This window comes from Bradyrhizobium hipponense, from assembly GCF_008123965.1.
In the GTDB taxonomy this organism is placed as follows: domain Bacteria; phylum Pseudomonadota; class Alphaproteobacteria; order Rhizobiales; family Xanthobacteraceae; genus Bradyrhizobium; species Bradyrhizobium hipponense.
In genome coordinates, this window is sequence record NZ_VSTH01000044.1 from 15033 (window position 1) to 41102 (window position 26070).

The 26070-nt window shown below is 65.5% G+C and carries 17 protein-coding genes; 11 read left to right on the forward strand and 6 right to left on the reverse strand.

Annotated features, from left to right (window positions below; all coding sequences use genetic code 11):
• Nucleotides 1-19: 19 nt before the first annotated feature.
• Nucleotides 20-2107 (reverse strand): adenylate/guanylate cyclase domain-containing protein, encoded by a 2088-nt coding sequence (locus FXV83_RS13370; protein WP_148739642.1) that lies wholly within the window; start codon nucleotides 2105-2107, stop codon nucleotides 20-22.
• A gap of 322 nt (nucleotides 2108-2429) precedes the next feature.
• On the opposite strand from FXV83_RS13370, the gene FXV83_RS13375 reads away from it, so the two are divergent.
• The 5 genes from FXV83_RS13375 (at nucleotide 2430) to FXV83_RS13395 (ending at nucleotide 5912) form a co-directional block, all read left to right on the forward strand.
• A complete protein-coding gene (locus tag FXV83_RS13375; RefSeq protein WP_148739643.1) occupies nucleotides 2430-2735 on the forward strand; it encodes a BufA1 family periplasmic bufferin-type metallophore in 306 nt (101 codons plus the stop codon).
• A 51-nt stretch (nucleotides 2736-2786) separates the two neighbouring features.
• Complete coding sequence (gene bufB / locus FXV83_RS13380; RefSeq protein ID WP_430648935.1) at nucleotides 2787-3704, forward strand: MNIO family bufferin maturase; 918 nt, start codon at nucleotides 2787-2789, stop codon at nucleotides 3702-3704.
• Nucleotides 3694-4476, forward strand: a complete 783-nt coding sequence (locus FXV83_RS13385; RefSeq protein WP_148739645.1) for an HvfC/BufC N-terminal domain-containing protein — start codon at nucleotides 3694-3696, stop codon at nucleotides 4474-4476. The genes bufB and FXV83_RS13385 overlap by 11 nt, the downstream gene beginning before the upstream one ends.
• Nucleotides 4473-4982: a DoxX family protein gene (locus FXV83_RS13390; protein WP_148739646.1), complete on the forward strand. Its 510-nt coding sequence runs from the start codon at nucleotides 4473-4475 to the stop codon at nucleotides 4980-4982. Before FXV83_RS13385 ends, FXV83_RS13390 begins: the two co-directional genes overlap by 4 nt.
• A gap of 117 nt (nucleotides 4983-5099) precedes the next feature.
• Nucleotides 5100-5912: a class I SAM-dependent methyltransferase gene (locus tag FXV83_RS13395; protein WP_148739647.1), complete on the forward strand. Its 813-nt coding sequence runs from the start codon at nucleotides 5100-5102 to the stop codon at nucleotides 5910-5912.
• Nucleotides 5913-5974: 62 nt separating this feature from the next.
• Here the strand turns inward: FXV83_RS13395 and FXV83_RS13400 are convergent, their stop codons facing one another.
• Both FXV83_RS13400 and FXV83_RS13405 read right to left on the reverse strand, forming a co-directional pair.
• Nucleotides 5975-7531, reverse strand: a complete 1557-nt coding sequence (locus FXV83_RS13400) for a L,D-transpeptidase (protein ID WP_148739648.1) — start codon at nucleotides 7529-7531, stop codon at nucleotides 5975-5977.
• Nucleotides 7532-7805: 274 nt separating this feature from the next.
• Nucleotides 7806-9242 carry a lipopolysaccharide biosynthesis protein gene (locus FXV83_RS13405; protein ID WP_148739649.1) on the reverse strand — a complete coding sequence of 479 codons (1437 nt, stop codon included), beginning with the start codon at nucleotides 9240-9242 and terminating at the stop codon, nucleotides 7806-7808.
• A 313-nt stretch (nucleotides 9243-9555) separates the two neighbouring features.
• Between FXV83_RS13405 and FXV83_RS13410 the strand changes: the two genes are divergently transcribed.
• Together FXV83_RS13410 and FXV83_RS13415 are read left to right on the forward strand one after the other, a co-directional pair.
• A complete protein-coding gene (locus tag FXV83_RS13410; protein ID WP_148739650.1) occupies nucleotides 9556-10644 on the forward strand; it encodes a glycosyltransferase in 1089 nt (362 codons plus the stop codon).
• A 26-nt stretch (nucleotides 10645-10670) separates the two neighbouring features.
• Nucleotides 10671-11738, forward strand: a complete 1068-nt coding sequence (locus FXV83_RS13415) for an endo-1,4-beta-xylanase (RefSeq protein WP_148739651.1) — start codon at nucleotides 10671-10673, stop codon at nucleotides 11736-11738.
• Nucleotides 11739-11753: 15 nt separating this feature from the next.
• Here the strand turns inward: FXV83_RS13415 and FXV83_RS13420 are convergent, their stop codons facing one another.
• The 3 genes from FXV83_RS13420 to FXV83_RS13430 all read right to left on the reverse strand — a co-directional run bounded on the left by FXV83_RS13420 (nucleotide 11754) and on the right by FXV83_RS13430 (nucleotide 17051).
• The gene (locus FXV83_RS13420; protein ID WP_148739652.1) at nucleotides 11754-12701 is read right to left on the reverse strand and encodes a DUF6492 family protein; all 948 of its coding nucleotides are present in this window, start codon (nucleotides 12699-12701) and stop codon (nucleotides 11754-11756) included.
• Between the two features lie 94 nt (nucleotides 12702-12795).
• Nucleotides 12796-13590, reverse strand: a complete 795-nt coding sequence (locus FXV83_RS13425; RefSeq protein WP_148739653.1) for a protein-L-isoaspartate O-methyltransferase family protein — start codon at nucleotides 13588-13590, stop codon at nucleotides 12796-12798.
• Nucleotides 13587-17051: an ATP-binding protein gene (locus tag FXV83_RS13430; protein ID WP_148739654.1), complete on the reverse strand. Its 3465-nt coding sequence runs from the start codon at nucleotides 17049-17051 to the stop codon at nucleotides 13587-13589. Before FXV83_RS13430 ends, FXV83_RS13425 begins: the two co-directional genes overlap by 4 nt.
• A 143-nt stretch (nucleotides 17052-17194) precedes the next feature.
• On the opposite strand from FXV83_RS13430, the gene FXV83_RS13435 reads away from it, so the two are divergent.
• The 4 genes from FXV83_RS13435 (at nucleotide 17195) to FXV83_RS13445 (ending at nucleotide 25882) form a co-directional block, all read left to right on the forward strand.
• Entirely contained in the window at nucleotides 17195-23647 is a 6453-nt protein-coding gene (locus FXV83_RS13435; protein ID WP_430648936.1) for an amino acid adenylation domain-containing protein, read from the forward strand.
• Nucleotides 23648-23784: 137 nt separating this feature from the next.
• Nucleotides 23785-23952, forward strand: a complete 168-nt coding sequence (locus FXV83_RS42625) for a hypothetical protein (RefSeq protein ID WP_187435872.1) — start codon at nucleotides 23785-23787, stop codon at nucleotides 23950-23952.
• Between the two features lie 221 nt (nucleotides 23953-24173).
• Nucleotides 24174-24905 carry a 4'-phosphopantetheinyl transferase family protein gene (locus tag FXV83_RS13440; protein ID WP_148739656.1) on the forward strand — a complete coding sequence of 244 codons (732 nt, stop codon included), beginning with the start codon at nucleotides 24174-24176 and terminating at the stop codon, nucleotides 24903-24905.
• Nucleotides 24902-25882: an LLM class flavin-dependent oxidoreductase gene (locus tag FXV83_RS13445; RefSeq protein WP_148739657.1), complete on the forward strand. Its 981-nt coding sequence runs from the start codon at nucleotides 24902-24904 to the stop codon at nucleotides 25880-25882. Before FXV83_RS13440 ends, FXV83_RS13445 begins: the two co-directional genes overlap by 4 nt.
• Nucleotides 25883-26070 lie beyond the last annotated feature (188 nt).

Sequence of the window (26070 nt, forward strand, 5' to 3'; positions counted from 1 at the left end):
CCCGAATATCGACTCGCGGCTACTTCGTCAGCGCGGCGACCGGCCGCCAGGCCGCATTGGGCGCGACCTCCGCCAATTGCCGGCAACGCTCGCGCATCAGCTCGGCCGGCCGATCGTGGCCGCGCTGCTTCAGCACGGCCTCGAAATCGGCCAGCGCTGCGGCAAACCGGCGTGCGCGATAGTTGGCGAGACCCTGTTCGTAGCGCCCGATCCAGCCGGTCTCCTCGCTGCTTTCCTCCCCGGCAATCCCGACCAGTTCGTAGACCGAAAATCCCTCCTCACGCCCGTACACCGCGATGCTGTCGATCTCGCGCGCGAGGATGGCGCCGCGAGCCAGGCGTTCGGTTGCCTCGCCGATCAGGATTTGCGTGCCATAGGACTTGTTGGCGCCCTCGAGCCGGCTAGCAACGTTCACGGCGTCGCCGATCACGGTGTAGTTCAGGCGCAGCTCCGATCCGATATTGCCGACCAGCATGCGACCGGAATTGATGCCGATGCGGATCTGGAGGGCATGGCCGAGATCGTTGGCAAGGCCGGACTGCGCGATCGCCCTCTGGCAGTCGAGCGCGGCACGGCAGCATGACAGCGCATGATCGCGCTGCGGCCGAGGCGCGCCCCAGAATGCCATGACGGCGTCGCCAATGAACTTGTCGATGGTGCCACCATTGGCGACGACGGCTTCCGAGGCGAGGTCGAGATAGCGCGACAGCAGCGGCACGACCCGATCGCCCATCCGCTCCGACAGGCCGGTGAAGCCGGCGATGTCGACGAACATCACGCTGAGCTCCTGGATGGCGCCGCCCGGCTTGGCTTCGACGCCCTGGCGCAGCAGCGAGCGGACGAGGTCGGCCGGAATGAACTTTCGGAACGCGGAGAGCCCTGCCGCCATCTCGGCGATCGCGCCGGACAGGCTCGCGATTTCCTTCAACCGCGACGGATGACGCCGCACCTGCTCCAGCGCAAAGGTCTCGACATGACGGAGCTCGCCGACGACGCGGGAGAGCGGCGCAGCGATCACCGACCGCGCCAGCATCGCGGAAGCCACGGCCGCAAGTACCGCGCCGACAGCGAGACCGGCGATCAGGCGCCGCAGCGTCGTCTCGACCGGACCGAGGAACTCGGCCTCGGGAATGACAGTGGCAAGCGACCAGCCCGGAAACGGCAGCGGCGTCAGCGCGACTTCATAAGCCGCGTGGTTCGCGGTGAGCCGGCCTCGCCACGCCTCCGTGCGCCCCTTGCCGCCGGCAGTCGCAAGCGCCATCTGCGCCAGCGGCAGCAGCTGCTGCTCGCCATGGGCAGCGTGCAATTCGTCGGCGTCCTTGTCGGGTGCGGCGACGAGCTCGCCGCCGTCGTCCAGGATGAAAGCGGCGCCGGTGCGGCCGACCTCGAGCTGGGAAAGAAACCGCGCGAGCCTGGTGTATTCGATGATGATTGCCAGGACACCCTGGCGCTCCTGGTAGACATCGATGGGACCGGCAAAGGCGATCGACGGGCGCTCGCCGATCGGATGCTCGGCCACGCGGAACCATTGTGGACCGCTTGCGGCGATGCCGGTCTTGAACCAGCTGCGCTCTGCGACGCGGAAGCCGGTCGGCTCGAAACGGCGGCTGGCAAATTCGATATCGCCGGGGACCACGTCATATTCGTCGACGCGGCGCTGGCCCGGGTGATCCGTGAGCGAGATTTCCATCATCTCCAGATGCCCGTCGCCAAGCTTGTGGGCGGCGAAGAAAGAGCCATCCGGCCAGCCGAAGGCGACCCAGGAGATGGTGGCCTGCGATTGCAATTGCGACAGGAACACGAACTCGCGCTTGTCGGCTTCGCGGGTGTCGAGCACATTCTGGAGGAACAGCGTGCGGATCGCAGTGTGCGCAGCGTGCGCCTCAGCAACGATGGCCGCGACCTCCTTGCGGACGGCGGCGACGATCTGCTCGTTGATGGTCGAGGCGAGCTGGCGGCTGGTCGCCTCTGCCGTGCGCCACCAGAGCAGGCTGGAGAGCGCGGCGGTGAGCAGGATAGCGGTCAGCACCAGCGCCGAGACCGCAAGGCGGATGCTGACCGTCAACCTGGCGAGCGCATCAAGCTGCCGTCCGGGAAAGACGTTCATCGCTGTTTCCGCTCTCCGGCCCAGCCGGAACTGGCCAAACCACCCGGTATCGTTCTACGCGACGCCGCCCGCGTTCGTTACGTCTCGCAGGCAAAGCCCGCGGCCTCCAATGCTCTCCGGCTAAGGTCTCGATAGCGCCAAGGCATTGGATTTACGCGGCCGCTTGCCGGCTAATCCGGGCCCAAGCGCACAGCCTGTGCGCCGCACCCAACGGTCTCACGAAGTCGTGAGCGGCCTGCGCAGTAACGCAGTCCGCGGGCGAACGAAGGAGACGATGCGCTCATCGCCCACAGTGCGATGCAATCCCCAGAGGAGATATTCGATGTCTGCAAAGCATACCGTCACTGCGTTCGTTCTCGCCGGCGCCGTCAGCACCGCGCTCGCGACGCTGGCCGTCGCCGCACCGCTGACCAAGGCCGAGGGGGACGCCGCGGTGGCTGCCAAGAAGGAAAAATGCTTCGGCGTCGCGCTGAAGGGCCAGAACGATTGCGCGGCGGGACCGGGCACCACCTGCCAGGGCACCTCGACCACCAACTTCCAGGGCAACGCGTGGAAGTTCGTGCAGGGCGGCACCTGCACCAGTATCGAGCTGCCGAACGGCAAGAAGGGCTCGCTCAAGCCGGTGTAACGCGGCTAGCTGGCACATCGCGACAAACAGGGGCGGGAGCGGAGGAGCACGATGACCATGGCAACCAAGACAAATGCGTCCACGGCCGTGCCTCTCCGCTTTCCCGCTCCGATCGGCGGCGTCGCCGGGACGAGCTTCAAGCCCGAGCATCTTGCGGCCATCCTCGAAGCCGGCCGGCAGCGCGGCTTCTTCGAGGTCCATGCCGAGAACTACATGGGGGCGGGCGGCCCACCGCATCGCGCGCTGGAAGCGATCCGCCGCGACCATCCGCTTTCGCTGCACGGCGTCTGCATGTCGATCGGCGGCCCGCAGCCGCTCGACAAGGCGCATCTGGCACGCTTTCGCAGCCTGGTCGCGCGCTACCAGCCGGCGCTGGTGTCCGAACATCTGGCTTGGTCTACGCATGAGACCAGCTTCTTCAACGATCTTCTGCCGCTGCCGTATACAGAGGCGACGCTGCGCTGCGTCTGCGATCACATCGATGAGGTGCAGGAGGCGATCCGGCGCCCGATCCTGCTGGAGAACCCGTCGACCTATGTCGCGTTCCGCGGCTCGACCATGAGCGAGACGGACTTCATCCGCGGCGTCGCGCAGCGCACCGGCTGCGGGCTGCTGCTCGACGTCAACAACGTCTTCGTCTCCGCGGCCAATCACGGATTTTCAGCCCTGGACTATCTGGCGGACTTTCCGCTGTCGCATGTCGCGGAAATTCATCTCGCCGGACATGCCGAACAGGCGGACGACGACGGCGCGCTGCTCCTGATCGACAGCCATGACGGCCCGGTCGCCGACGCCGTGTGGACGCTGTTCGAAATCGTCATCGGGCGTCGCGGCCCGGTGCCAACGCTGATCGAATGGGACAGCAAGATTCCCGATTGGCCGGTCCTGCAAGCGGAAGCCGCGGCCGCGCAAGTGATCCTCGACCGTGGCGCATCCAGCACGCTGCCGGCAGACCGTCATGCCGCTTGAGCAGAACCAGGCTTTTGCCACGGCTTTCGCGCGGGGGCTGCTCGATCCAACACGACCTGCGCCGCCGGACGTCACGGGCCGAGATGGCAGATCAGCCGGACGGCGCTACGACGTCTACCGCAACAACGTCACGGTCAGCCTGATCGAGGCGCTCGCCGCGATCTATCCGGCGGTGCAGCGCATCACCGGCCCCGATTTCTTCCGCGCCATGGCGCGCTGCCACATCCGCAAGTCGCTGCCGACCTCGCCGCTGCTGTTCGACTATGGCCGCGACTTTCCCGCGTTCATCGAGAGCTACGAACATGCGCGCGAACTGCCCTGGCTCGCCGACGTTGCCCGCATCGAACGTGGCTGGCTCGACGCCTATCACGCACGGGACGCCGCGCCGTTGTCGCCGGCACAGCTCGCTGCGGTCGCACCGGATCGGCTGGCCGACCTGGTTTTTATGCCGCACCCCGCCGCTGGTATCGTGCGCTCGCACTTCTCGGCGGTGACGATATTCGCCGCCAACCGCGACACCGCACCGGTCGAACGCATCGACGGTTCGACGCCGGAAGATGCATTGATCACGCGCGCCGAATTCGACGTCACCGTCCGGCACCTTCCGCCCGGCGGCGCGATCTTCGCGGCCAGTCTGATGTCGGGCCGGCCGCTCGGCGAGGCTGCCGCGTCGGCGCTGGACGCGGCGCCCGATTTCGACCTCGCCTCGAACATCGCCGGATTGATCGAAGCCGGTGCATTCACCTCGATTGCTTTTGGAGACGCAGGATGATCGCGGATCAACGCATGTCGGCGGACGGGAGCCTGCCGATGCTCGGGCTCCTCATCGACAAGGCCAATCATCTGGTGCAGACCATCGCATCGCCATTGATCGTGCAGCTCGTGCTGCGCTTCGCACTTGCCGTGCCGTTCTGGCGCTCCGGCATTCTCAAATGGGACGGCTTCCTCAGGCTGAACGACACCGCAGTGACGCTGTTCAGCGACGAATTCATGCTGCACCTCCCGGGCGGCCCCTATCATTATCCCGCGCCGACGGTGATGGCCTTCCTGTCGGGCTGCGGCGAGATCATGTTTCCAATTCTGCTGATCCTCGGTCTTGGCACGCGCTTCGCCGCGCTCGGGCTATTGTTCATGACTGTCATCGTCGAACTTACCGTGCCCGACGGCTGGCCGGTGCATATCACCTGGGCGGCGATGGCCCTCGGCATCATGGCCTACGGGCCGGGGCGCGTCTCGCTCGACCATTTGATCGGCCGGGCGCTCGCGCCCGAACGATAGCGGCTCGGCTCCAAGGAGTTTGCGGCCAATGAGCGGCGCACAGTGCGGATCAACCGCCGCTTTCGCTTGCCATGTGCTATCCTGTCGCTGAAAGTCCGGACCTTCAGCGAGGCGACCATGTCCGATGCCGATAAGGTTTTCGCCGGCTCCATTCCCGGGATCTACGACACCTATTTCGTTCCGCTGATCTTCTCCGATTTCGCCGACGATATCGCAAGGCGCGTAGCGGCGCTCTCTCCCTCGGCATTGCTGGAGACTGCCGCGGGCACCGGTGCGGTGACGCGCGCCATGGCCGCCGCACTGCCTCACCACTTCCGCTACGTTGCGACCGATCTCAACGAGCCGATGCTGGCAATCGCGGCGCAGCGCCAGGCTGGGGATCCCCGCATCTCCTGGCGTCAGGCCGATGCATCGGCCTTGCCGTTCGACGATGCCGAGTTCGACGTGGTCTGCTGCCAGTTCGGCGCGATGTTCTTTCCGGACCGCGTCAAGGCATATGCGGAGGCAAGGCGCGTGCTGAAGCCGAACGGCACGTTCGTGTTCAACGTCTGGGACCGCATCGAGGAGAATGTGTTCGCGCACGAGGTAACGATGGCGCTCGGCAAGCTGTTTCCCGATGATCCGCCCCGCTTCATGGCCCGGACGCCGCACGGCTATCACGACAAGGCCGTCATCAAGGCAGATCTCGAAGGCGCAGGCTTCCGCGACATATCGATCGAAACGAGACCTGCGCTAAGTCGCGCGCCAACGGCCGAACAGGTTGCGTTCGCCTATTGCCAGGGCACACCGCTGCGTTCCGAGATCGAGGCGAGAGACGCCAGCAAGTTTCAGGCTGCAACTGACGCCGTCGCCGAGGTGATCCGGACGCGTCACGGATCCGGACCGGTCGAAGCCAAGATTCAAGCCTTGGTGATCACGGCGCGTCCGTAATTGAATCGGCCTCCGTCCCGGCTCCCAGACGGCCATGTGGCTGAAGGGCGGCGGTCGGTGTCCTACCAGAAGCTCCGCGGCATCGGCTGCGCCGGTTGATAGTATTGGTACTGGCCGCGCCGGCGCGGATTAACCGGCTGCGGATACGGATCGCGCTGCTGGAAGAAGAAGCCGAAGCCATTGCCGCCATTGTCCCAGCTGTCATCGCTGGCAATGGCCATCGGCGCGGTCGGCTTGCGCGTGATGAAGCCGCCCTGGGGCTGGTTGCTCAGCACCGCGACGAACTCGGTGCGATAATTGGTCTCGCTGCTGAGCGGCTCGTCCGAAATGATGATCGACGATCGCGGCAATGCGGTCGGCGCGATCCGATCGAGCACCTCCTGCGGGATGGTGATCCGGTCGAGCGCGTTCTTGGCGTCGTCGCCGTTTTCGATGGTGACCACGCTCCAGCGCAAGCCTGTATCGTTCTTCGCCATCGCCGTGAAGATATGCGTGCCGAGCGGCTGGTCGGGATTGCGGATCGCGATCGGAACCTCGATGCTGGTATCGAACACTTCGCCGCCGCCGTCCGGCGCCGGCTTGTGCGTGTTCCGCCGCACGTAAAGCTTCTGCGTCGCGCGGCTGATGTAGACCGAAACCGGCTCGAGCGCGAGTTTTGCGTCGGTCGCCGCCTTGACCGCGTCGGCCTTCTTGGCTGCCGCCGTCTTCGCAGCATCCTTGGTGGCAGCGACGGCGTCGCGCTTCGACTGCGCGGCGGCCCTGGCGGCATCGAGCTGCGTCGCTGCATCCGCCGCCTTGGCGGCCGCCTTCTGCCTGAGCTCATCAGCCTTCGCCATGGCCTGGTCGGTCTTTGCGGCCGTCCGCGACTTGTCGGCGAAGGCGAGCTCGGCGTCGGCGCGGACCTTTTGCTGTTCCAGCTTGCGCAGCGAAGCGGGAAGCGAGGCGGCCTCTTTCGCTGTCGCCGCCGCAGCCTTCTTGGCCTCGTCGGCAGCGCGGGTCGCCTCCTCGGCCTCGGCGGATAGCTTGCCGATACGGTTCGGCGCCGCCGCAATGGCCTCCCGCTTCGGCATGAACAGCGCGGGATGAGAGAAATCGACCGGGGCCGCGTTCTCGGGCGAGATGATCACCCGCATCCCGATCTGCGTCTTGTCGAACAGACCCTCCGCGAACCCAAAGGGCATCCGTACGCAGCCATGTGAGGCGGCATAACCGGGCAGCGGCCCGCCATGCAGCGCGATGCCGTTCCAGGTGATGCGCTGCATGTTCGGCATCCAGGCATCGTCATACATGGTCGAGTGGTGGTCCTTGTCCTTCTCGATGACGGCGAAGACGCCCGCCGGCGTCTCGCGCCCTGTCGTGCCGGTCGACACCGGCGCGCGCAGGATCCAGCCGTCGGCGTCGTAGAAGGTGACCTGCTGGCTCTTGATCGAGACGATCGCCATGATCGGTTCGCCAGCCTCGCGCGGGGCCACCGCCTCGACAGGCTGGCGCGCCTGCTTCGCCGCGGCGGCCGGCGTCAGTGCTGCAAAGGCGACCATTGCCGCCAATGTCAGAATTCCGGGAGGCCCCCAACGCCGCATCGCCACGGTGGATTGCGCCGTCGTCAATCGGTCTTTCATGCCATCCTCGGTCGAAATGCCAGTCCGCGCTTGTGTCGGTCACGTATCAGATTGCGATTTCTGGATTAAGAAATCACAGCCGCCTTACGTTCCCTGTGTGGCGATATTCGGCCCGTTCCGGCGACAAGCCTCTCATATACGACGGCGCGCGCAGGCGGAAGGGCGGCTCGCGGCCGGGGCTGGTCTGAGGCTGGTGGCCTCTCGCTGCGGCAGAATGTCCGGATTGCGGAGGCCCCCCTGATGTCAGTTAGTGGGGCAGCGCCCAGCGGGCCTGCTAAACGCCCAGCGCCTTCCGATTGAAGGTTCGCAGGAAGCGCAGCGACAATGTCCGCACATTCGCGACGTTGAGCAGCCACGCGGCGGCGGCATAGGCCAGCCCACCGGCGAGGCTGACGATGATGAGTGGGACGAGGCCGGTGCCGCTCGCTTGCGATCGTGCAACGAGGATTGCAGCCGCCATCGCGGCGGCGGAGGCGGCAATGCCGGCGAGCCGGTTGAGGTCGAACGGCACGGGATGGGCGCGGTGCATCAGCACGACGGCGACGAGGAGGCCGATCGCCTCGGTCGCGAGCGTCGCCAGCGCCGCACCGTAGATGCCGTAGCCTGCGACCAGCGTGAGCATCAGTGCCACGCTCAGGACCAGCGTGAGGAACGACTGCGCCGCCAGCATGAAGGGCCGCTCGGCAAGCTGAAAGCTGATCTGCACGTAGAACTGGTTGGCGATGCCGAAGAAGCGGGCGAGCACCAGGGTCGGCAGCAGCGCCGACACGCCGGCGCGGAAATCGACGCCGACGAGCGTGCCTGCGACCTGATCCGCCGCGAGCGCAAGCCAGACGGCAACGGGCGCGACGACGACGAGCAGCAGTTCGAGGCTCTCGGTCAGCCGCTCCCGCGTCACCGCGTCATTCTTTTCAGACAATGTCCGGAACACCAGCGGCACGGTCGCCGCGGCGACGCTGGAGGCGATCATGACCATGAACTGGCGCGGCAGATCCGCCGCCACGCCAAAGATGCCGGCGGCATCCTTGCCGAGCAGCCAGGCGACGATGAGCCGATCGCACGTCGAGTACAACGCGACGGAGAGACCAGCCAGCGTCAGAGGCAATCCGTAACGCGCCAGCTGCATGAACTGGCTGCGTTGAAAACGTGCGATCCTGGTGCGATCTCCGGCAAGGTTCAGGATGATGCCCGTCAGCGAGCCCAGACCAAACGCCGCGAGCAGGCCGATGCCGCCCCAGCCGAGCCAGATGCCGAGCAGGCCGAAGCCGACGCTCGACACGCTGCGCACGATCGAAATGGCGGCGAACCGGTAGGGCCGCAATTTGGCGCGCTCGAACTCCTGTCCGACATCGACCGCATTCGCCATGATCGCAACGAACATGCTGGCGAGCAGCAGCTCGACGCTGACGTCGCTGCGGAACAGGACGACCAGGGGGGTCGCGGCGCAGAGGGCCGCCGCGGTGAGGACGAAGGCGACCATCGCCGTGCCGCGAAAATCCACCTCCGCCGACATCGCCTGATAGCGTGACACCGACAGTTTGATCCAGGCGAAGAAGATCGCGCCCAGGATGCCGGCAAGGCTGATGCCGATGACGTAGACGCCGTACTCCGCCGGCGTCAGCAGCCGTGTGTAGGCGGTGACGGCGAAGAAGCCCACCGCTGCAGGCAGGATGTAGGCCACGAGGTAGATCGAGAAATGGCGATTCAGCATGCGAGCATCGGACCGGCGGCCTTGGGATCGAACCTTGGGATTGAGCCTTGCGATTGAGCCTTGCGATTGAGCCTTGCGATTGGGTGGCCGTTAATCAGTTGGACCTTGGCGTGGCGATCGGACTGCGCCGCAGCATCCACCAAGAATAGCCACATAAGTCTGCAAATCGGCTCCCGAATGGAGCGGGCCCGGCTGGTTTCGCGCGTTAGCGTTAAATTTGCCCTGTTCTTGAACGGGGCGCCGCAACGACCGAAAAGAAACTATGATTTCAAGGACGCCGCCCGGCCTTCTGTAATGCGTGGACGTGACTGACATGGACGTTGCCGAACGTACACGGGTGACCCCGGCCTCCCTGCTGCACGGCGGGGCCAATGCCCCCCTGGTTCCAGCGGCCCCCGCGACCGAGCGCGAACGGATGGTGCTCAACCTGTTCTTCGAGGAGCAGGACGACCGCTGGTTTCCGGGCGACCGCCACATCCGGCCGCTGCTGCGGCGGAGGCTGCTCGGCAAGCCGTGGATCAGCGGCCAGCGGCGCGTCCTCCTCAATCTCTGTGCCGGCCTCGACAGGATCGGTGTTCGCTATCGGGTGAACGATTACCGCTATATCCGCAAGCACCCGGAGGAGCTCGCCTGCATCATCGGGCGGCCGTTCGTGCTCGACTGGTTCGCGTGGAAGAACCCGCTCCTGCTCGGCGTCGCCATGTACGACCATCCGGTGCAGGCAGCGGGGCGTCTCAAGGACCTGCAAACGAAGGCTGTCCTGGTGCCCTGCAGCTGGTACGCCGATATGTTCCGGCCGTATTGGCCGAATGTCGAGGCCTGGCCGGTCGGCATCGAGACCGACCTGTGGACGCCCGCGCCCGCCGAGCAGAAAAGCGTCGACGTGCTGCTCTACGACAAGGTGCGCTGGGAGCACGATCGCTACGAGACCGAGCTGATCGACCCGATCCGCAGGCATCTCGAAGCGGACAGCCGCACGGTCGAGGTGATCCGCTACGGCCACTACAAGGAGGACGACTACAAGGCGGCGCTGGCGCGCTGCCGCAGCATGATCTTTCTCTGCGAGCATGAGAGCCAGGGCATCGCCTGCCAGCAGGCGTTGTCGAGCGACGTCCCCGTGTTTGCCTGGGATCGCGGCGGGCCGTGGCGGGATCCGGAGTATTTTCCGCACAAGGTGAGATACGAAGGCGGCGTGTCGTCGGTGCCCTATTTCGACGCACGCTGCGGCATGACCTTCAGCGATGCAGATGGCTTCGTGTCCGGCTGGAGTGACTTCTGGTCGCACGCCGTCGCCGGCGACTTTGCGCCTCGCGACTATGTGATGGACAATCTGACGCTCGAGAAGTGCGCGCTTCATTATTACGAGATCGCCGAAGCTGCGATGCAGCGGCACGCGCGCTGAAACGCGTGCAGCCAGGTGACCAGCAGGTGACCAAGCTCGACAGACGCGAATTTCTCCTCGGCAGCGCCGCGATGCTTGCGGCGGGCGCATCGGCGTCCGCAGCGCCGGCGTCAAAATTTGCCCAGCGCCGCCCGGGCTTTGGCGCCGCGGCCACGCTCTGGGATCTGCAAGCCGATCCGCGGCTCGGCGAAGCGATCAGCACCTATTGCACCCAAATCGTGCCGGTACTCGAGCTGAAATGGCCGATGCTGCGGCCGGACGCACACACCTTCGCCTTCGAGCGCGCGGATGCGATCCTGGATTTTGCCCGGCAGAACGATTTGACGATGCGCGGCCACGCGCTCGCCTGGTATCACGACATTCCGGACTGGACCAAGCAGATCAAGGACACGAAAGGCGTCGAGCGTGCGTTCGTCGACCACATCGGTACCGTCGTCTCCTACTACAGGGACAAGCTGACGTCGTGGGACGTCGTCAACGAGCCGATCCCGGACAATCCGCGCAACGTAAAAGACCGGCGCGACACGTTCTGGACGCAGCACCTCGGCGATCGCTGGATTCCACTGGCGTTCCGCACCGCGGCTGCCGCAGATCCCTTCGTGAAGCTCGCGATCAACGAATACGACATCGAGTCGGCCAAAGATTCCTTCATCGCCAAGCGCGCCGCTTACCGCAATCTCATCATGGACCTGCTCGACCAGGGCGTTCCGCTTCACGCCGTGGGGCTGCAATCACATCTGCATGCCGAGCTCGAGATCGACACGCATGGGCTGGCCGAATTCGCCACCGAGCTGAGGTCGTGGGGACTCGAGGTTCTCGTCACCGAGCTCGACGTCGACGACCAGAAGCTGACGGGCAATCCGGCGGAGCGCGACGCCATCGTCGCCAAGCGCGTCGACGACCTCTTGAGCGCGATCTCGACCAGCGGCCCGGTGCGTTCGATCCTGACCTGGGGCCTCTCGGATCGCTATAGCTGGATCAACGGCACGTTTGCCCGCAAGGACAAGCAGCCGAACCGCCCCTTGCCGCTCGATGGCGAGTTCAAGCCAAAGCCCTTCCTGGACGTCATCAGCAAGTTCACGAAGGACGTCTGAGGCAGCGGTCTGGAGCTAGCGCGTCTTCGGCACCTCGAATTCGACCGCATCGCCCAAATGCTCGGGCGACAGGCTCGGAGCGCGCCGGTCGCGTGAGTTCAGGCGAAACACGTCCCGAATGTCGTCGATCGAGGTCGACGAATAGGACTGGATGCAGAGCGCAACCTGCTCGGGCGAGGCGGCACGCATCAACGCCTCGATCGCCGCGCGGTCGAGGCGGGTGTCCTCCCAGTGCGAGACGGCGATGCTGTCTTCCGTCACCCGATGGGCCGCCAGATGGTTCGGCGAATTGGCGACGAAGTGGCCGTAGAGCAGATACTCCGAAAACTTCTTCTTCCGGCACAGCGCCAGAACCCAGTTCACGCCCGTCGCCGACTTGATAGTGTCGGTCATCGCACGCGCAGTGTCCTTGTCCCAGACCAGCGCGTTGCCGACATAGTCGTCCGCTGGAAAAGCGCGGTCCTTGATGCCGAGCAATTGGTCGACCGTGCGCAGCCAGAGGCCGTGCAGCGGTGCGTCGGCGCTGATGGCGCGCGGCGTGAAGAACAGCGGCGTCTTCTCGGCCCCGGCATATTGGCCGACGTCGAATTCGCGGAAGAACAGATTGTCCGAATCCAGGATGCAGACGCGCTGCTCGGGCGCATTGAGGACACCCGCGATTTTCAGGATCTGCTGGATATGCCAGCCATGGACCGGCGACGACAGAAGGGACAGCCAGACGCGCCGATTGCTGAACTGGAGCGCCGGCGGCAAGGCCCAGAGCCATTTCGGCAAATAGCGCGAGGCGGGAACGACGACGCGCTTGTCGGAGCGGAACCGCTCGAACAGGGGCACGTCCTCATCGTTAACGAGAACATAATGCCGCGTGTATCCCGTCAGCCAGGTGTCGATGCTCTCGCTGAGCAGCGAAAAGCGCTCGATATCCTTGGCGTAGCTAGCGGTCAGCAGTGCAACGGAATGCATAAGCGCGCTCAAATGGCCATCAAGCCGCAGTCATAGCCCGACCGGGACGCGTTGGAAACTTGCATTCGCAATCAAGGTAAAATGAAACGAAGCATTAGCCATCCGCCGGCAACCCCTGCTCGATGCCGCGGAAGCGCAGTGGTGCCAGGGCTGACGCCCGCTGCCACCAGTCGGCGACACGGTCGTCAAGCGCAGTCGTGCCGCGGCCCTGGCCGGGAAAGATCCGGATCTGCTGCACTGCCTCGGCCTCGAAGCCCTTGGCGTTGCGCGTGATCTTGATGACGGCGCCTTCGCGGTCCCGCTGCGTCAGCGGCACCAGGAGACGGCCGCGCGGACGGAGCGACTGCAGCCAGCATGGATGCGGATGCGAGAAGCCGGCATGCACGATGATCACGTCTGCCGGCGGCTCAATCGCTGCGCATCCGTCGCCATGAACCACCTCGACATTTCGATAGGGGCGAAGGTAACTCGCAGCACGATATGCCAGACGCTGATCGCATTCGACCGCGAGCACCAGCCCCTTCGGGCCGACCATCTTCGACAGCACTGCCGAGAAATACCCAAGCCCGCAGCCGATCTGGACCACGCGGTCCTTTTCGCGGATGTCGAGCACGTCGATGAAATGCGCCCACAGGCTCGGCAATCCCGTATCGAGCTTGCGGCGTGCGTCGATGGCGACCAGCACATTGTCGTAGAGATGAACGGGATCGGCGTCGGGCGTCAGCCGATAGCTGCGCGCCGCCCCGCTCTTGATGCGCCAAGGCCCGCGTGCCAGAAAATCCTCGCGCGGGACGGCGGCGAGCGCTTCGAGCAGGCGCGGCGAGGATATCCCCTCGCGTTTCGCGACCAGCTCCACATAACGCGCACGCGCGGCAACAAGATCGCTCATCTCACCGGATCGGGCCGTTGACGAATGGGCACGTCGGCGCCGATCTCGTTGATCAGCTGCATCGCCTGCTTCAGGTCCGGCGTGTAGAAGCCCTCGCTGAACTTGGCGACGATCGGCCCGAGCAGGAGGCTCGCATGCTCGCGCTTGCCGGTGTCGCGCGACAGCCGCGCAAGGCTGACGGCGGTTCGCAGCTCCCAGGACAGCGCGCCCTGCTTGCGGGCGGTCTCCAGCGAGAGGCCGAACAAGTCTTCCGCCTCCTGCATCGAGGCCGGATCGCCGTCCGATAGCGTGATCTCGCCTTGCAGGCGGTAGACCTCGGCGAGGTAGGAGTGATCGCCGGTCCGCCTCGCGGTTGCGAGCGCGCCGTCGAGCGCTCGCAAGGCGGCATCGCGCATCCCGACCTTGGCATAGGCCTCCGCGAGCAGACAGCGGAACCAGCAGCCGGCCAGCCAGGAATCCATCGCCTCGTATTCGTCGAGACCAAAGCGCATCTGGCTGAGGCCTTCGTCGGCCTCGCCGAGCTGAGCCAGCGCCCAGCCGCGCAGGATCGCAGCCTGCTGCTTCCAGTGCAGGAAATTATGCTCGCTGGCGATGATCATGGCGCGGTTGGCGTGGTCGCGCGTGCCCTCGACATCGCGCAAATGCTGGCAAAGATAGGCGCCGAACACCAGCGCGAAGGCGAGCGTGAAGGGATGGCGGATCTTCTCGGCGTTCGCGATCGCCTGCTCGCTGTGCTGGCGCGCCGCATCCGGCCGGCCGAGAAACCACAGGAGGTAGCCGAGATAGGACAGCGAGACGACGCCTGGATCGGTGCCGTGCCGCTCCATCAGGTCGGAGTGCAGATCTGGGCTGTAGAGGTTGATGCAGCGGTGCAAATGATGCTGCGAGGCGGCAAAGCGGCCGCGATAAAGCATGGTCATCGCGATGGCGCGGTGCGCTTCGATCAGATAGCCGGTCTGCTGCGCCGGCTGCGCACGCTCGTTCAGCCGCTCGCGCTTGGCGAACTTCAACAGCTCGACGCTGAGATCGTGCGCGCGCGTCAGGTCGGCGCGGATGAAATGACACACCCAGAGTCCGCGCGTGGCGGCGAAGGCCTTCTCCTCGTCGTCGAGCTGCTGCCCGAGCTCAAGCGCGCGGATATAATTCTCCTCGACCTCCTGCACGGCATAACCCTTGGCGGCGATCAGCGCATTGCCGAGCGCGATGCGCAGCTCGAGCTCCATCTCGTCGGCGCCCTGCATGCGCGCATTGGCCTGCACGACGCCCAAGCCGCGCCGCAGATGGCCGATCGCTTCCAGATTGGCGCCGCTCTTGGCCGCCTGCTTGCCGGCCTTGAGCCAGAAGCTGGCAGCGCCCTCGCTCTGGCCCGACTCGGTCAGATGGTGGGCGAGCATTTCCGGCTCGCGCTCGGTCTTCTCCGGATACATCTCGGCGAGCACCTGGGCGATCCGGGAATGCAGCTTGCGCCGCTCGCTGTGCAGCAGGCTGGCATGCGCGGCATTCTGGATCATCACGTGCTTGAAGGAATAGAGCGCGTCCGGCGGATGACCGCGGCGCATGATCAGTCCGGCCGTCTCCAGATGGTTGAGCGCCGCCTCGATCTGCTCCGGCGGTGTGTTGGCAACCGCGTGCAGCGTCTCGTAGGAGAACTCGCGGCCGATGGTGGCGCCGATCTGAGCGATCCGCTTGAACGGGCCCATCCGGTCTAGCCGTGCCATCAGCGAGTCCGTCAAGGTCGCCGGGATCGCGAGCTGCCGCCACGGACCCGACAGCACGTAGCGCCCATGCCGCTCGGTCAGGAGGTTGGATTCCAGAACCGTCTTGGTCAGCTCCTCCAGGAACAGCGGCACCCCGTCGGTCTTGACGATGATCTCCTCGACGACCTCCTTGGGAAGCTCTCTGCCGGCGACGCGCTCGACCATCGTCGTACGCAACTGCCGGCTCAGGCGGTTCAGCACCAGCGTGGTGATATGAGAATGCGCGTTCCAGCTCGGCTGAAACTCAGAGCGCGCGGTGATGATGACGAGGATCGGCCGGTTCTGCACCTTGTCGACGAGGAGATCGATGACCTCGCGGGAGGTCGGATCGATCCAGTGCAGGTCCTCGAAAGCGATCACCAGCGGCATCTCGCGCGCGAGGCCGAGGAAATGATTGACCAGTGCCGAGACCGTCGCATCCTTCTGCTGCTGCGGCGACATGTCGAGCGGCGGATAGCGATCTCCGGTCGGGATCGACAACAGTGCGGCAAACAGCGGCGTGACCTGCTCGATGTCGCCATGGGCGGCGGCGATCGCGGTCTCCAGGCTGGTCAGCGCCACCGCGGACACTTCCTCACGGTCGAGGCCGAGGGAGAATTTGAGCTGCTCGGCGAACGGATAGAATGCCGTGGAGGTGTGGTAGGGCGAGCACTGGAACGAGACCTGGCCGTGCCGGTCACCCGCGATCCGCTCGAAGATTTCCTGGATGATGCGCGACTTGCCGATGCCGGGCTCGCCGAATTTGACCACGACCTGACCGTTGCCGCCCCTGACCTGCTGCCAGCGTCCCATCAGTAGCGCGATCTCTTCTTCGCGGTTGACGAGCGGCGTCAGCCGCGTGCCCGCCGCGGCGGCAAAGCGGGTCTCCACCCGCGAGGCGCGCACCACATGCCAGGCCTGCGCCTTCTCCGAGATGCCCTTCAGCGCGTGGACGCCGAGATTGCGGTAGTCGAACTTGCCCCTCAACAGCGATTGCGTCGAAGACGAAATCACGACGCCGTTGGGCGGCGCCAGGCCTTGCAAGCGCGCGGCGAGGTTGACGGTCTCGCCCACTGCGGAGTCGCGCTCCTCGGTGCCCTGCCCCACGAGGTCGCCGACCACGACGAGCCCGGTCGCGATCCCGATGCGGACGGCGGGTGCATGGCTGAGCGCGCCGCGCGGCTCGACCGCGCGCGCGGTCGACAGCACCCGGACGATCTCGAGCCCGGCGCGCACCGCGCGCTCGGCATCGTCCTCATGCGCGGTCGGATAACCGAAATAGACCAAAATGCCGTCGCCGACGAAACGGGCGGCAAAGCCTTCATAATGCTTCACCACGCCGACGCAGGTTTCGCGGAAGCTCGCGATCATGTCGCGCACGTCTTCCGGATCGAACTGCACCGAGAGCGAGGTGGAATCCACCATGTCACAGAACATGGTGGTGAGCTGACGCCGCTCGGCGCCGACCTCCGCCCGGGCTTGCGGGCGGGCCGGCTCGAGCGGCGCTTGCGCCGTCTCGGCCTGGAACAGCGCTGACATCGCCCGCTGGAGCCGCTTGCGATCGCCAAGCGGCACTCCGAGTTCGGCGAGATCGGCCTCGGTCAGGTCTGCCACGACGTCGAGATCGAGACGGTGCTGCACGAACAGGTCGTTGTATTGGCCAAGACCAACGCCTTCGAGCCAGCGCTTCAACGCGCCTTCCGTCCCCGGTTCTGTCTCCAGCATGGTGATTTCCGCCCGACCATCACTCCGTCGAAGGGCTCTGAGGCCCCTCAACCACAGATTTTGGGGGCCAAACTTCACCTCGGACTGGACGCATTCCCTAAGTTCTTGGAAGAATAGCCCAATCAGATCAAAAGGGAATGGACTTGTCGGAACTCATAGCCCCGTCGCAGGACGGATCGGCAAATGCGAGCGCCGAAACGGGGATCTTTGCCCATATCGGCGGCCTCCTCGATTTCTACGCACGAAAGACGCCAGCGGCGCCCGCCCTCCTCGCCCCTAGCCGGCCGCCGCTCAACTACGGCGCGCTCGGTGGCAGGACCAGGCATCTGATCCGCACCCTGCGCGGGCTCGGGATCGGTCCTGCGGATCGCATCGCCGTTGCGCTGCCGCGCCGGGCCGACAGTGCGCTGGCGCTGATCGCGGTCGCGTCGACCTGCGCCTGCGTTCCCGTCAATCCCGACCTGACGGCGGACGAGCAGCAACGCTATTTCAGCGAATTGAAGCTGAGCGCGCTGGTCACCCTGTCCGATATGAATTCGGCGAGTCGCGACGTCGCCAAGATGCTTGATCTCGCGGTGATCGATTTCGTGCCGGGTCCGAACAACGATCTCGGCGGCTGCGAATTCCTTGGCCCAACGATCGGACCCGCGAATGCCAGCGGCGTCTCGGGCGGCGAGGACGACGCGTTCATTCTCTTGACATCAGGCACGGCCGCGCGGCCGAAAATGGTGCCGCTGACGCATCGTAACGTTTGCCTGTCGGCCACCAATGCCGGCCGCGTGCTGTCGCTCACGTCCCGCGATCGCCTGCTCAACGTGTTGCCGCTGTTTCACGCCCATGGCCTGATCTCCGGGCTTCTGACCGCGCTCGCCGCGGGCTCGAGCGTGATCTGCACCAATGGTTTCGACGCGGCGTCCTTCTTCGGCTGGATGCGGGAGTTGCAGCCGACCTGGTACACGGCGGTGCCGACCATTCATCGCGTGCTGCTGACGGCGGCGGAAGCCGACCCGGACCGCGTCCGGTCATCGTCGCTGCGCGTGATCCGCTCGGCCTCGTCCTCGCTGGCGCCCGCGATCCTCGAAGGGCTGGAAGCGACGTTCGGCGTTCCCGTGCTCGAGACCTACGGCATGACGGAAGCGGCCTCGCAGATCGCAGCCAATCCGTTCGAACTGCGCAAGGTCGGATCGGTCGGCCTGCCCGCAGGCCCCGAGATTGCGATCATGGACGAAGCAGGCCGCGCGCTCGCGGCTGGCCAGCATGGCGAAATCGTGCTGCGCGGGCCGAACATGAGCCGAGGCTACTATAATGACGATGCGGCAACAGAGATCGCCTTCCGCAACGGCTGGTTCCGGACCGGCGATCTCGGCTACCTCGATACCGACGGCTATCTCTTCATCGTCGGTCGCATAAAGGACGTCATCAACCGCGGCGGGCAGAAGATCTCGCCCCTGGAGGTGGAAGAGGTCCTGCTCAGCCATCCGGCGGTGCTGGAGGCCGGCGTGTTCGCCATCCCGCACCACAAGCTCGGCGAGAACGTCGCCGCCGTCGTGGTGCTGCGGCCGAATTCTGAGGCGGGCTCGGACCAGTTGCGGCAGTTCGCGCGAAAGCGGCTCGCGGCCTACAAGGTGCCGAGCCTGATCCGCAGCGTGGCCGCGCTGCCCAAGGGCGCGAGCGGCAAGGTCAAGCGCAACGCGCTGGCCGAGCTGATCGCGACGCCCAGGGACGACGACGAGGCACACTTGCCGCGTAGCGCGCTGGAGACCCAGCTCGCGGACATCTGGGCCAATCTGCTGGAGTTGCCGCAGGTTGGCGTCGAGCAGGACGTCTTTGCGCTCGGCGCAGACTCGCTCGCGGTGACGCAAATGCGCTCGCGCCTGCGCGAGCGCTTCAACGTCGACTTCTCGTTCGAGGACATTTTCGACTGCGCCACGGTGGCCGCGCTCGCAGCCCGGATCGAGACCGCCGCGGCCCATCGTGAAACGATGTTGCCGGCCTGGCACCAGGCTGCAGCCGCGGAAGCAGACGCGCCGCTGTCGTTCCAGCAGCAGCGGATGTATGTGCTCTCGCGGCTCGATCCGACGCGCTACAATTATAATGTCGTCGAAGTCGCCATGCTCAGGGGCCAGGTCGACGCCGCCGCGCTTGAAGCGAGCCTCGCAGCAATCTGCGAACGTCACGACGTGCTGCGCTCGGCCTTCGTCGAACGCCACGGCGAGCCGGTGCAGCGGGTGCGTCGATCCGCAGCGCGATTCGAGCGGATCAAGCTCAAGCCTTGCCCAGCGGACAAGCGGGCAGCGGTGATCCGGCGCAAGGCGCTCGAGCTTGCGCAATACCCGTTCGATTTGGCGCGAGAGCCGCCCCTGAAGGTCTCGCTGCTCTCGTTTGACAGGAACAGCCATGCGCTGGTGGTCAACGTTCATCACCTCGTCACCGACGGCTGGTCGCAACGGCTGTTCTGGGAGGAGCTTGCCGCCCATTATGCCAGCGCGCGCAAGCACGGAGCGGCGGCACTGCCAGCACCGTCCTTCCAGTACCGCGACTTTGCCTTGTGGCAGCAGGGCTGGGCGCAGACGCCGGCGGCCAAGGAGCAGCTCGATTACTGGCGGACACAACTCAACGGAATGACGACACTGCCACTGCGGACCGACCGCACGAGGCCGGAGGTCTGGAGCGGCCGCGGCGCCCGTCATTATCTCGAATTTACGAAGTCCCTCTCAACCGATCTGAGATCGCTGAGCCAGGATCAGGGCGTCACGCCGTTCATGACGCTGCTCGCGGTGTTCCAGTGCCTCCTGTTCCGGCACACTGGACATGAGGACGTGGCGACCGGCTCGCTGATCGCGAACCGCAACCAGATCGAGAGCGAGCGCCTGATCGGGCTGTTCGCCAACACGCTGATCCTGCGCAACGATTTTGGTGGCGACCCGACCTTCGGCGAGTTGTTGCGGCGGGTCCGCCAGGTCACGCTCGATGCCTACCGCAACCAGGATCTCCCGATCGAGGAAGTGCTGCGCGCGTTGCAGGTCGCGCGCCGGAGCGACGGCAATCCGCTGTTCCGGATCATGTTCATCCTCCAGAACGCGTCGATCGAGGCCGCGCGCTTCCCCGGCCTGTCGGCGCGTCGGCTGGAAATCGACCCAAAGGTCGCACGTTTCGACATCACGCTCGAGCTGGTCGAGGCCGACGGCCGTTTCACCGGCTTCTTCGAATACGCCGCCGATTTGTTCGACGCAGCGACGATCGAGGACATGGCCGCTCAGTTCAAGACGCTGCTGAAGGCCGTCATCGCCAATCCGGAGCAGCGCATCTCGCGCCTGCCACTCCTGACCGCGGCCGAACGCCGGCAGCTGCTGACTGTGGGCCATGGCGTTCGCGCCAATTTCACCATGCGCGGCAATTTAAGCGAACGCTTCGACCGCCAGGCCAAGCGGACGCCGAACGCCGTGGCGGTGTCGGACGGACGCGCCTGCCTGAGCTATCGCGAACTGGCCCGTCGCAGTCAGGCGATCGCGCGCTGGCTTGCGCGCGAGGGCGTCGGCGCCGAGACGGTGGTCGTCTTGCTTGCGGATCGCGGACCCGACCTGCTCGCCGCAATGATCGCGATCCAGCGGGTGGGCGCGGCCTTTCTGAATCTCGATCCGGCCCAGCTGCCGGCGCGGCTCGCGACCATCCTCGGCTCGAGCTGCGCCCGCATGCTGCTGACCGGACGCGCGCAGTCCGCCATGGTCGAAGCGCTGCTCGAGCCTCTTGTCACACGTATCCAGGTGGCGGAGCTCGAAGACGCCATCGCGCTCGGATCGACCAAACCGGCGCATGCTGCACGGCGCGCGGCCCCGAGCCTTGCCTATCTGATCTATACCTCCGGCTCGTCCGGCGCGCCGAAGGGCGTCATGATCGAGCAGCGCGGCCTGTCGAACCATCTGGCCTCGCTCATTTCCGAGCTCCGCCTCTCGGCCAGGGACGTGATCGCGCAGACCGCGCCGCAGAGTTTCGTGATCTCGGTCTGGCAGTTCCTCGCCGGCCCGATGGTCGGCGCGCGCGTCCATGTCTGTGGCAACACAATCGTCCAAGACCCCGCGCTGCTCGCGGGGGAGATCGAACGCGAGGGCATCACGGTGCTCGAGATCGTTCCCTCGCTATTGCGTGTGATCCTCGAACGCATCGACGAGGCGGCCATCCAGCGCGCCTTTGCGGGGCTGCGCCTCCTGATCTCGACCGGCGAGCCGCTGCCCGTCGACCTCTGCCGCGCCTGGTTCGTCCGCTTTCCAAAAGTGCCGCTGATCAACGCCTATGGCGCATCGGAATGTTCCGACGACGTCTCCCTGCATCGGCTGACCAAGGCGCCGGCGGCGGCGACCGCCAATGTCCCCGTCGGCGCGGCGCTCCCTAACACCCAGCTCTACGTGCTCGATTCGAACCTGGAGCCGCTGCCGGTCGGTGTGGTCGGCGAGCTCTGTATCGCCGGCGCTGGCGTCGGCCGCGGCTATATCAACGATCCCGCGCAAAGCCGGCAGCGCTTCCTGCCCGATCCGTTCGCGCGCCAGGCAGGTCGCCGGCTGTATCGGACCGGTGATCTCGCCTGCCGCCGCGCCGACGGGACCATCGAGTGCCTCGGGCGCGCCGACCACCAGGTCAAGGTTCGCGGCTACCGCATCGAGCTCAAGGAGATCGAGAACGCGCTTGCCGGCCATCCTGCCGTGCGCGCCGGCATCGTCGAGCCGCGCCGCGAGACGAGCGGCGATGTCAGGCTGATCGCCCATATCGTCCCCAAGGCGGGTGGCCAGATCAACGCCAGCGAGCTGCGCGATTTCCTCAAGAGCCGGCTGCCAGGCCATGCGATCCCGTCCGCATTCCTGTTCCTGGAGCAGATGCCGCTCAATGCCCATGGCAAGATCGACAGGTCGGCACTGCTGGCGCCCGCGCAACAGGAAACCTATGCGGCAGATGCCGCCGTGCCGGCACGCCGCTTCACTGAAAAGGTCCTGTCCGACATCTGGATCGACCTGCTGAAGGTCGAAAATCTCGGCGTCACCGACAATTTCTTCGAGCTCGGCGGCCATTCTCTGCTGGCGGGTCAGGTGATGGCGCGCGTCGCTCGCGCACTTGGCGTATCGCTACCGATCAAGACCATCTTCGAGGCACCGACGATCGAACAGCTTGCCCGGCGGGTCGATGAGGCCGTCGCAGCGAAGCCGCACACGCCACAGGCAAGTGCCGCCCGGCTGGCCGAAGGCGGTCCGCCCACGCTCTCGATCGCGCAGGACCAGATGCTGCGAATCGAGCAGAACCTGGCAGGCCTCCCGCTGTTCAACCTGCCTTTCGCTTTCCGTCTTGAGGGGCCGCTCGACGAGGCTGCCCTGGCGCAGGCGATCGAGGATGTCGTGCGCCGCCACGAATCGCTGCGAACCAGTTTCGGGTGGGACGGCGAGGAGCCTACCACCCGTATCGCCGCACCGGGCACGCTCCGCCGGGTGCTGACCGTCGAGACCATCGGCGACGGTCACCCCCACAACAACAAGCGGCGCAGGGCCCTCGAACTCAGGAAGATCAAGCTCCTGACCGAGCGGGAGACCTACACCCCGATCGACACCACGCGCGCGCCGCTGTTGCGCGCCCGGCTGTTGCGGCTCCACGATGACTACCACGTGCTGCTGCTGACGCTGCACCACGCGATAGCCGACGGCTGGTCGATCGGCGTGATGTTCGAGGAATTGTCCAACCGCTATGCTGCGCTGGCCGGATATCCATCGGTGCCGCTGCCAAAGCTGCCGCTGGCGTTTTCAGACGTCGCGCGCTGGCAGCGCTGGTGGTGCGGCACTGAGGCGGCTCGCCGGCAGGCGGCCGAATGGACGGAGACCCTGCGCGGCGCGCCCCCCGTCTTCGACGGCGAATCAAGCGCAAGCGCGTCCACCGGGCATCATCCGGTCAGCCTTGAGCGCGAGCTGATCGCGCGGCTGACGGCATTCGCCGGCCAGCACAATGGCACGCTATTCATGTGCCTTCTCACCGGTCTGAAGACTCTGCTGCTGGCGCGAACCGGTCGCACTGACATTTCAGTCGCCACCGCCATGGCCAATCGCAGCCAGCCGGACACCGACCGCATCGTCGGCCCGTTCGAGAACACGGTGATCGTCCGCACCCAAATCACGCAGGACCTATCGTTCGCGCAGGCCTTGGCCAGAGTGCGCCAGAGCGTGCTTGAGGCACACGCGCGGCAAGAGCTGCCGTTCAACGTCCTGGCGGACCATCTGGAGCAAGAGGGGATCGATCCGGCTCCGCTGCTCCAGGTCTATTTCACGCTGCAAAATCCGCTGCGCCGGCCGCTCGACCTGCCCGACATCGCCTTGCGGTCCATCGGAAATCTCGCGCGCGAGGGCCAGCCGGTGCTGCCGATCGACCAGACCTGGCTGTCGCTGATGCTCAAGGAGCGCCCGGCCGGAATTACCGGTTCGTGCAACTACAAGCACGAGCTGCTCGACGGTCGCCTGGTCGGCGAATGGATGGAGGACCTCGTCACGCTGCTGGCGGCAGCGGTCGCCCAGCCCAATACGTTGCTCGGGCGATTGCTCGATCGCAGGGCGGCTGGAGCAGCCTGAATTCGCACCGGGCGAATACTGGTTCACTCGCCAGAGCTGTGAATGAACAAGTTGCATCTTGATTATTTGGCGTTCGCCGCGCAAGATTATTCTTGCGTTTTGATTTGGACGATTATTTTCAACCGGGGGAGTTTGTTATGGGTTTCATCAAATTTACCAAGGGCACCTCGTTGAGCGACAAGGACCGCAAGGCCCTGCAGAAGCTGCTCGCCGCCGAGAAGAAGAAGCTTCAGTCTGCGCTGAAGGACGTCGATGCCAGCATGGCCATGCTCGGCGGGAAGAAGAAGGCCAAGAAGAAAAAGTAAGACTAGTCGGCCGGGACGCCGCACGAATCTTCGGAGAACGGCCGTGCGCCTGTCGAGCTGGGGAGCTCGCACAAGCTTGCGTCCGTAAACCGTCCAGCAATTGACACGAATCTGCCTCGGGTGGACCGCTAGAATTGGTCCGCGCAGTTGATTCTTGCTCAGTTGATTTCTTTCGTCAGAGCCGGGGGGTGGGCCTCTGCCTGACGTCATGGGCCTTATTGATGGCAGACGACGGGATTGAACTGTTTGTCGGGCTGATCGAGAGCATCGACACGCCCGGCGTGGTCGATGCGTGCCGGCGCTTGCTCTCGATCGAGGAACGGGTGCGGGCCGAACTTTTCATGTTCGAGCGGCATCGGCGGCAATATATCTTCGCACACGCCTTGCTGCGCCTCGCGCTCTCGCAGGCTGCGCCGGACATCGCACCCGCCGACTGGTCGTTCGCCACCGGCCGCTACGGGCGGCCCTTTGTCGCAGCGCCTGCGACCTCGACCGCACTGCATTTCAGCCTGACCCACGCCGACGGCTGCGTCGCCTGCGTCGTATCCAGGCACGAGGCGGTCGGCGTCGACGTCGAAACCGTGTCGCGGCGGGTGGCCCCGCTGTCCACCGCGCTTCGGTTCTTTGCGCCGGAGGAGATCGAAACGCTGCGCGGACTGCCGGAGCCGGCCGCGATCGAGCGATTCTTCGACTACTGGACGCTCAAGGAGGCCTATTTGAAGGCCCGGGGCTTTGGGCTCAACCTTCCACTCGACGCGTTCGCGATGCAGGTATCGCAGGAGGCGATCGGGATCAGCTTCAAACCCGATATCGCTGACGATCCCCGGGGCTGGCGCTTCCAGTTATGCTCGCCGTCGCCCTCGCATCGCCTCGCGATCGCAGACGGCTCGCGTGCGGCCGGCGGCCTTCCCATCAGCCGTCATGCCTGGCCTCTCCAGCAAGCGGCTGAATGATGCCCTCGCGGCTTCGCGTCTTTCCCGCGATTTCGCGCAACCGCGACCCCAAAAAATACGTCGGCGAATTGATGCGGGTCGCGCAATTTGCCGACCGCAACGGTTTTGAAGGCATCCTGCTGTTCGAAGGCAACGACGTGTTCGTCGAGCCCTGGGCGATGGCACAGCACATCATGGCAGGGACGACGCAGAGCTCGCCGCTGATCGCCGTCAACCCCGTCTACATGCATCCGTTCACGACGGCGAAGTTCGTCTCGTCTTTCGCGCAGCTCTACGGCCGCAAGATCTATCTCAACATGATCACGGGGACCGCGGTCAGCGACTTGCAGGGACTGGGCGACGACCAGTCGCATGCCGACCGCTACGTCCGGCTCGGCGAATTCGTCGCGCTTGTGCGTCAGCTGCTGTCGAGCCCGCGGCCGCTCGATTTCGAGGGCCGGTTCTATCGCGCAAGCAGCCTGCAGCTGCGGCCGCGCCTGCCGGCCGAGCTGATGCCGGAATTCCTGATCGCGGGCCAGTCGGAGCCGGCGCAGCGCGTGGCGGAGGAAACCGGCTGCATCAAGATGCAGATGCTGCCGCCCGATCTCGATCGCGGCCTCAATGCGCCCGGAATGAATTTCGGCATCTTTGCCCGCGAGAGCCGCGACGCTGCACGGCAGGCGGCGAAGAGCCGCTTCCGCGACAATCGTGACGATCGCGAGCTGCTGGCGCTCACGATGGAGAACACCGACTCCGTTTGGAAGCGGCATCTCTATGACGGTGAGGGCGGCGAGCTTCAGGACAACGGCTACTGGCTCTTGCCGTTCCTGACCTTCCAGGCGGACTGCCCCTACCTCGTCGGCAGCTACGCCGAGATCGGCGCGAGGCTGAAGGATTTCGCGGCGAAGGGCTTGAGCACGATCATGCTCGACATGGTCGCCGACGAGGCCGAGATGCAGCACGTCTGCAAGGCGCTCGCGGCGAGCGGGATGTTTTAGATTCTTCTCCCTCTCCCCGCTTGCGGCAGGGCTATCGCATATGGATTTCACGAGGATTGTCCGCGGGCTGCTCCGCCTCTCCCGCTTGCGGGAGAGGCCGACGCGCTCGCAGAGCGCGGCGGGTGAGGGCTCTCGCCACGGCGGGATATCCTTCCCAATCCCGACGCCGAGACACCCCCACCCCAACC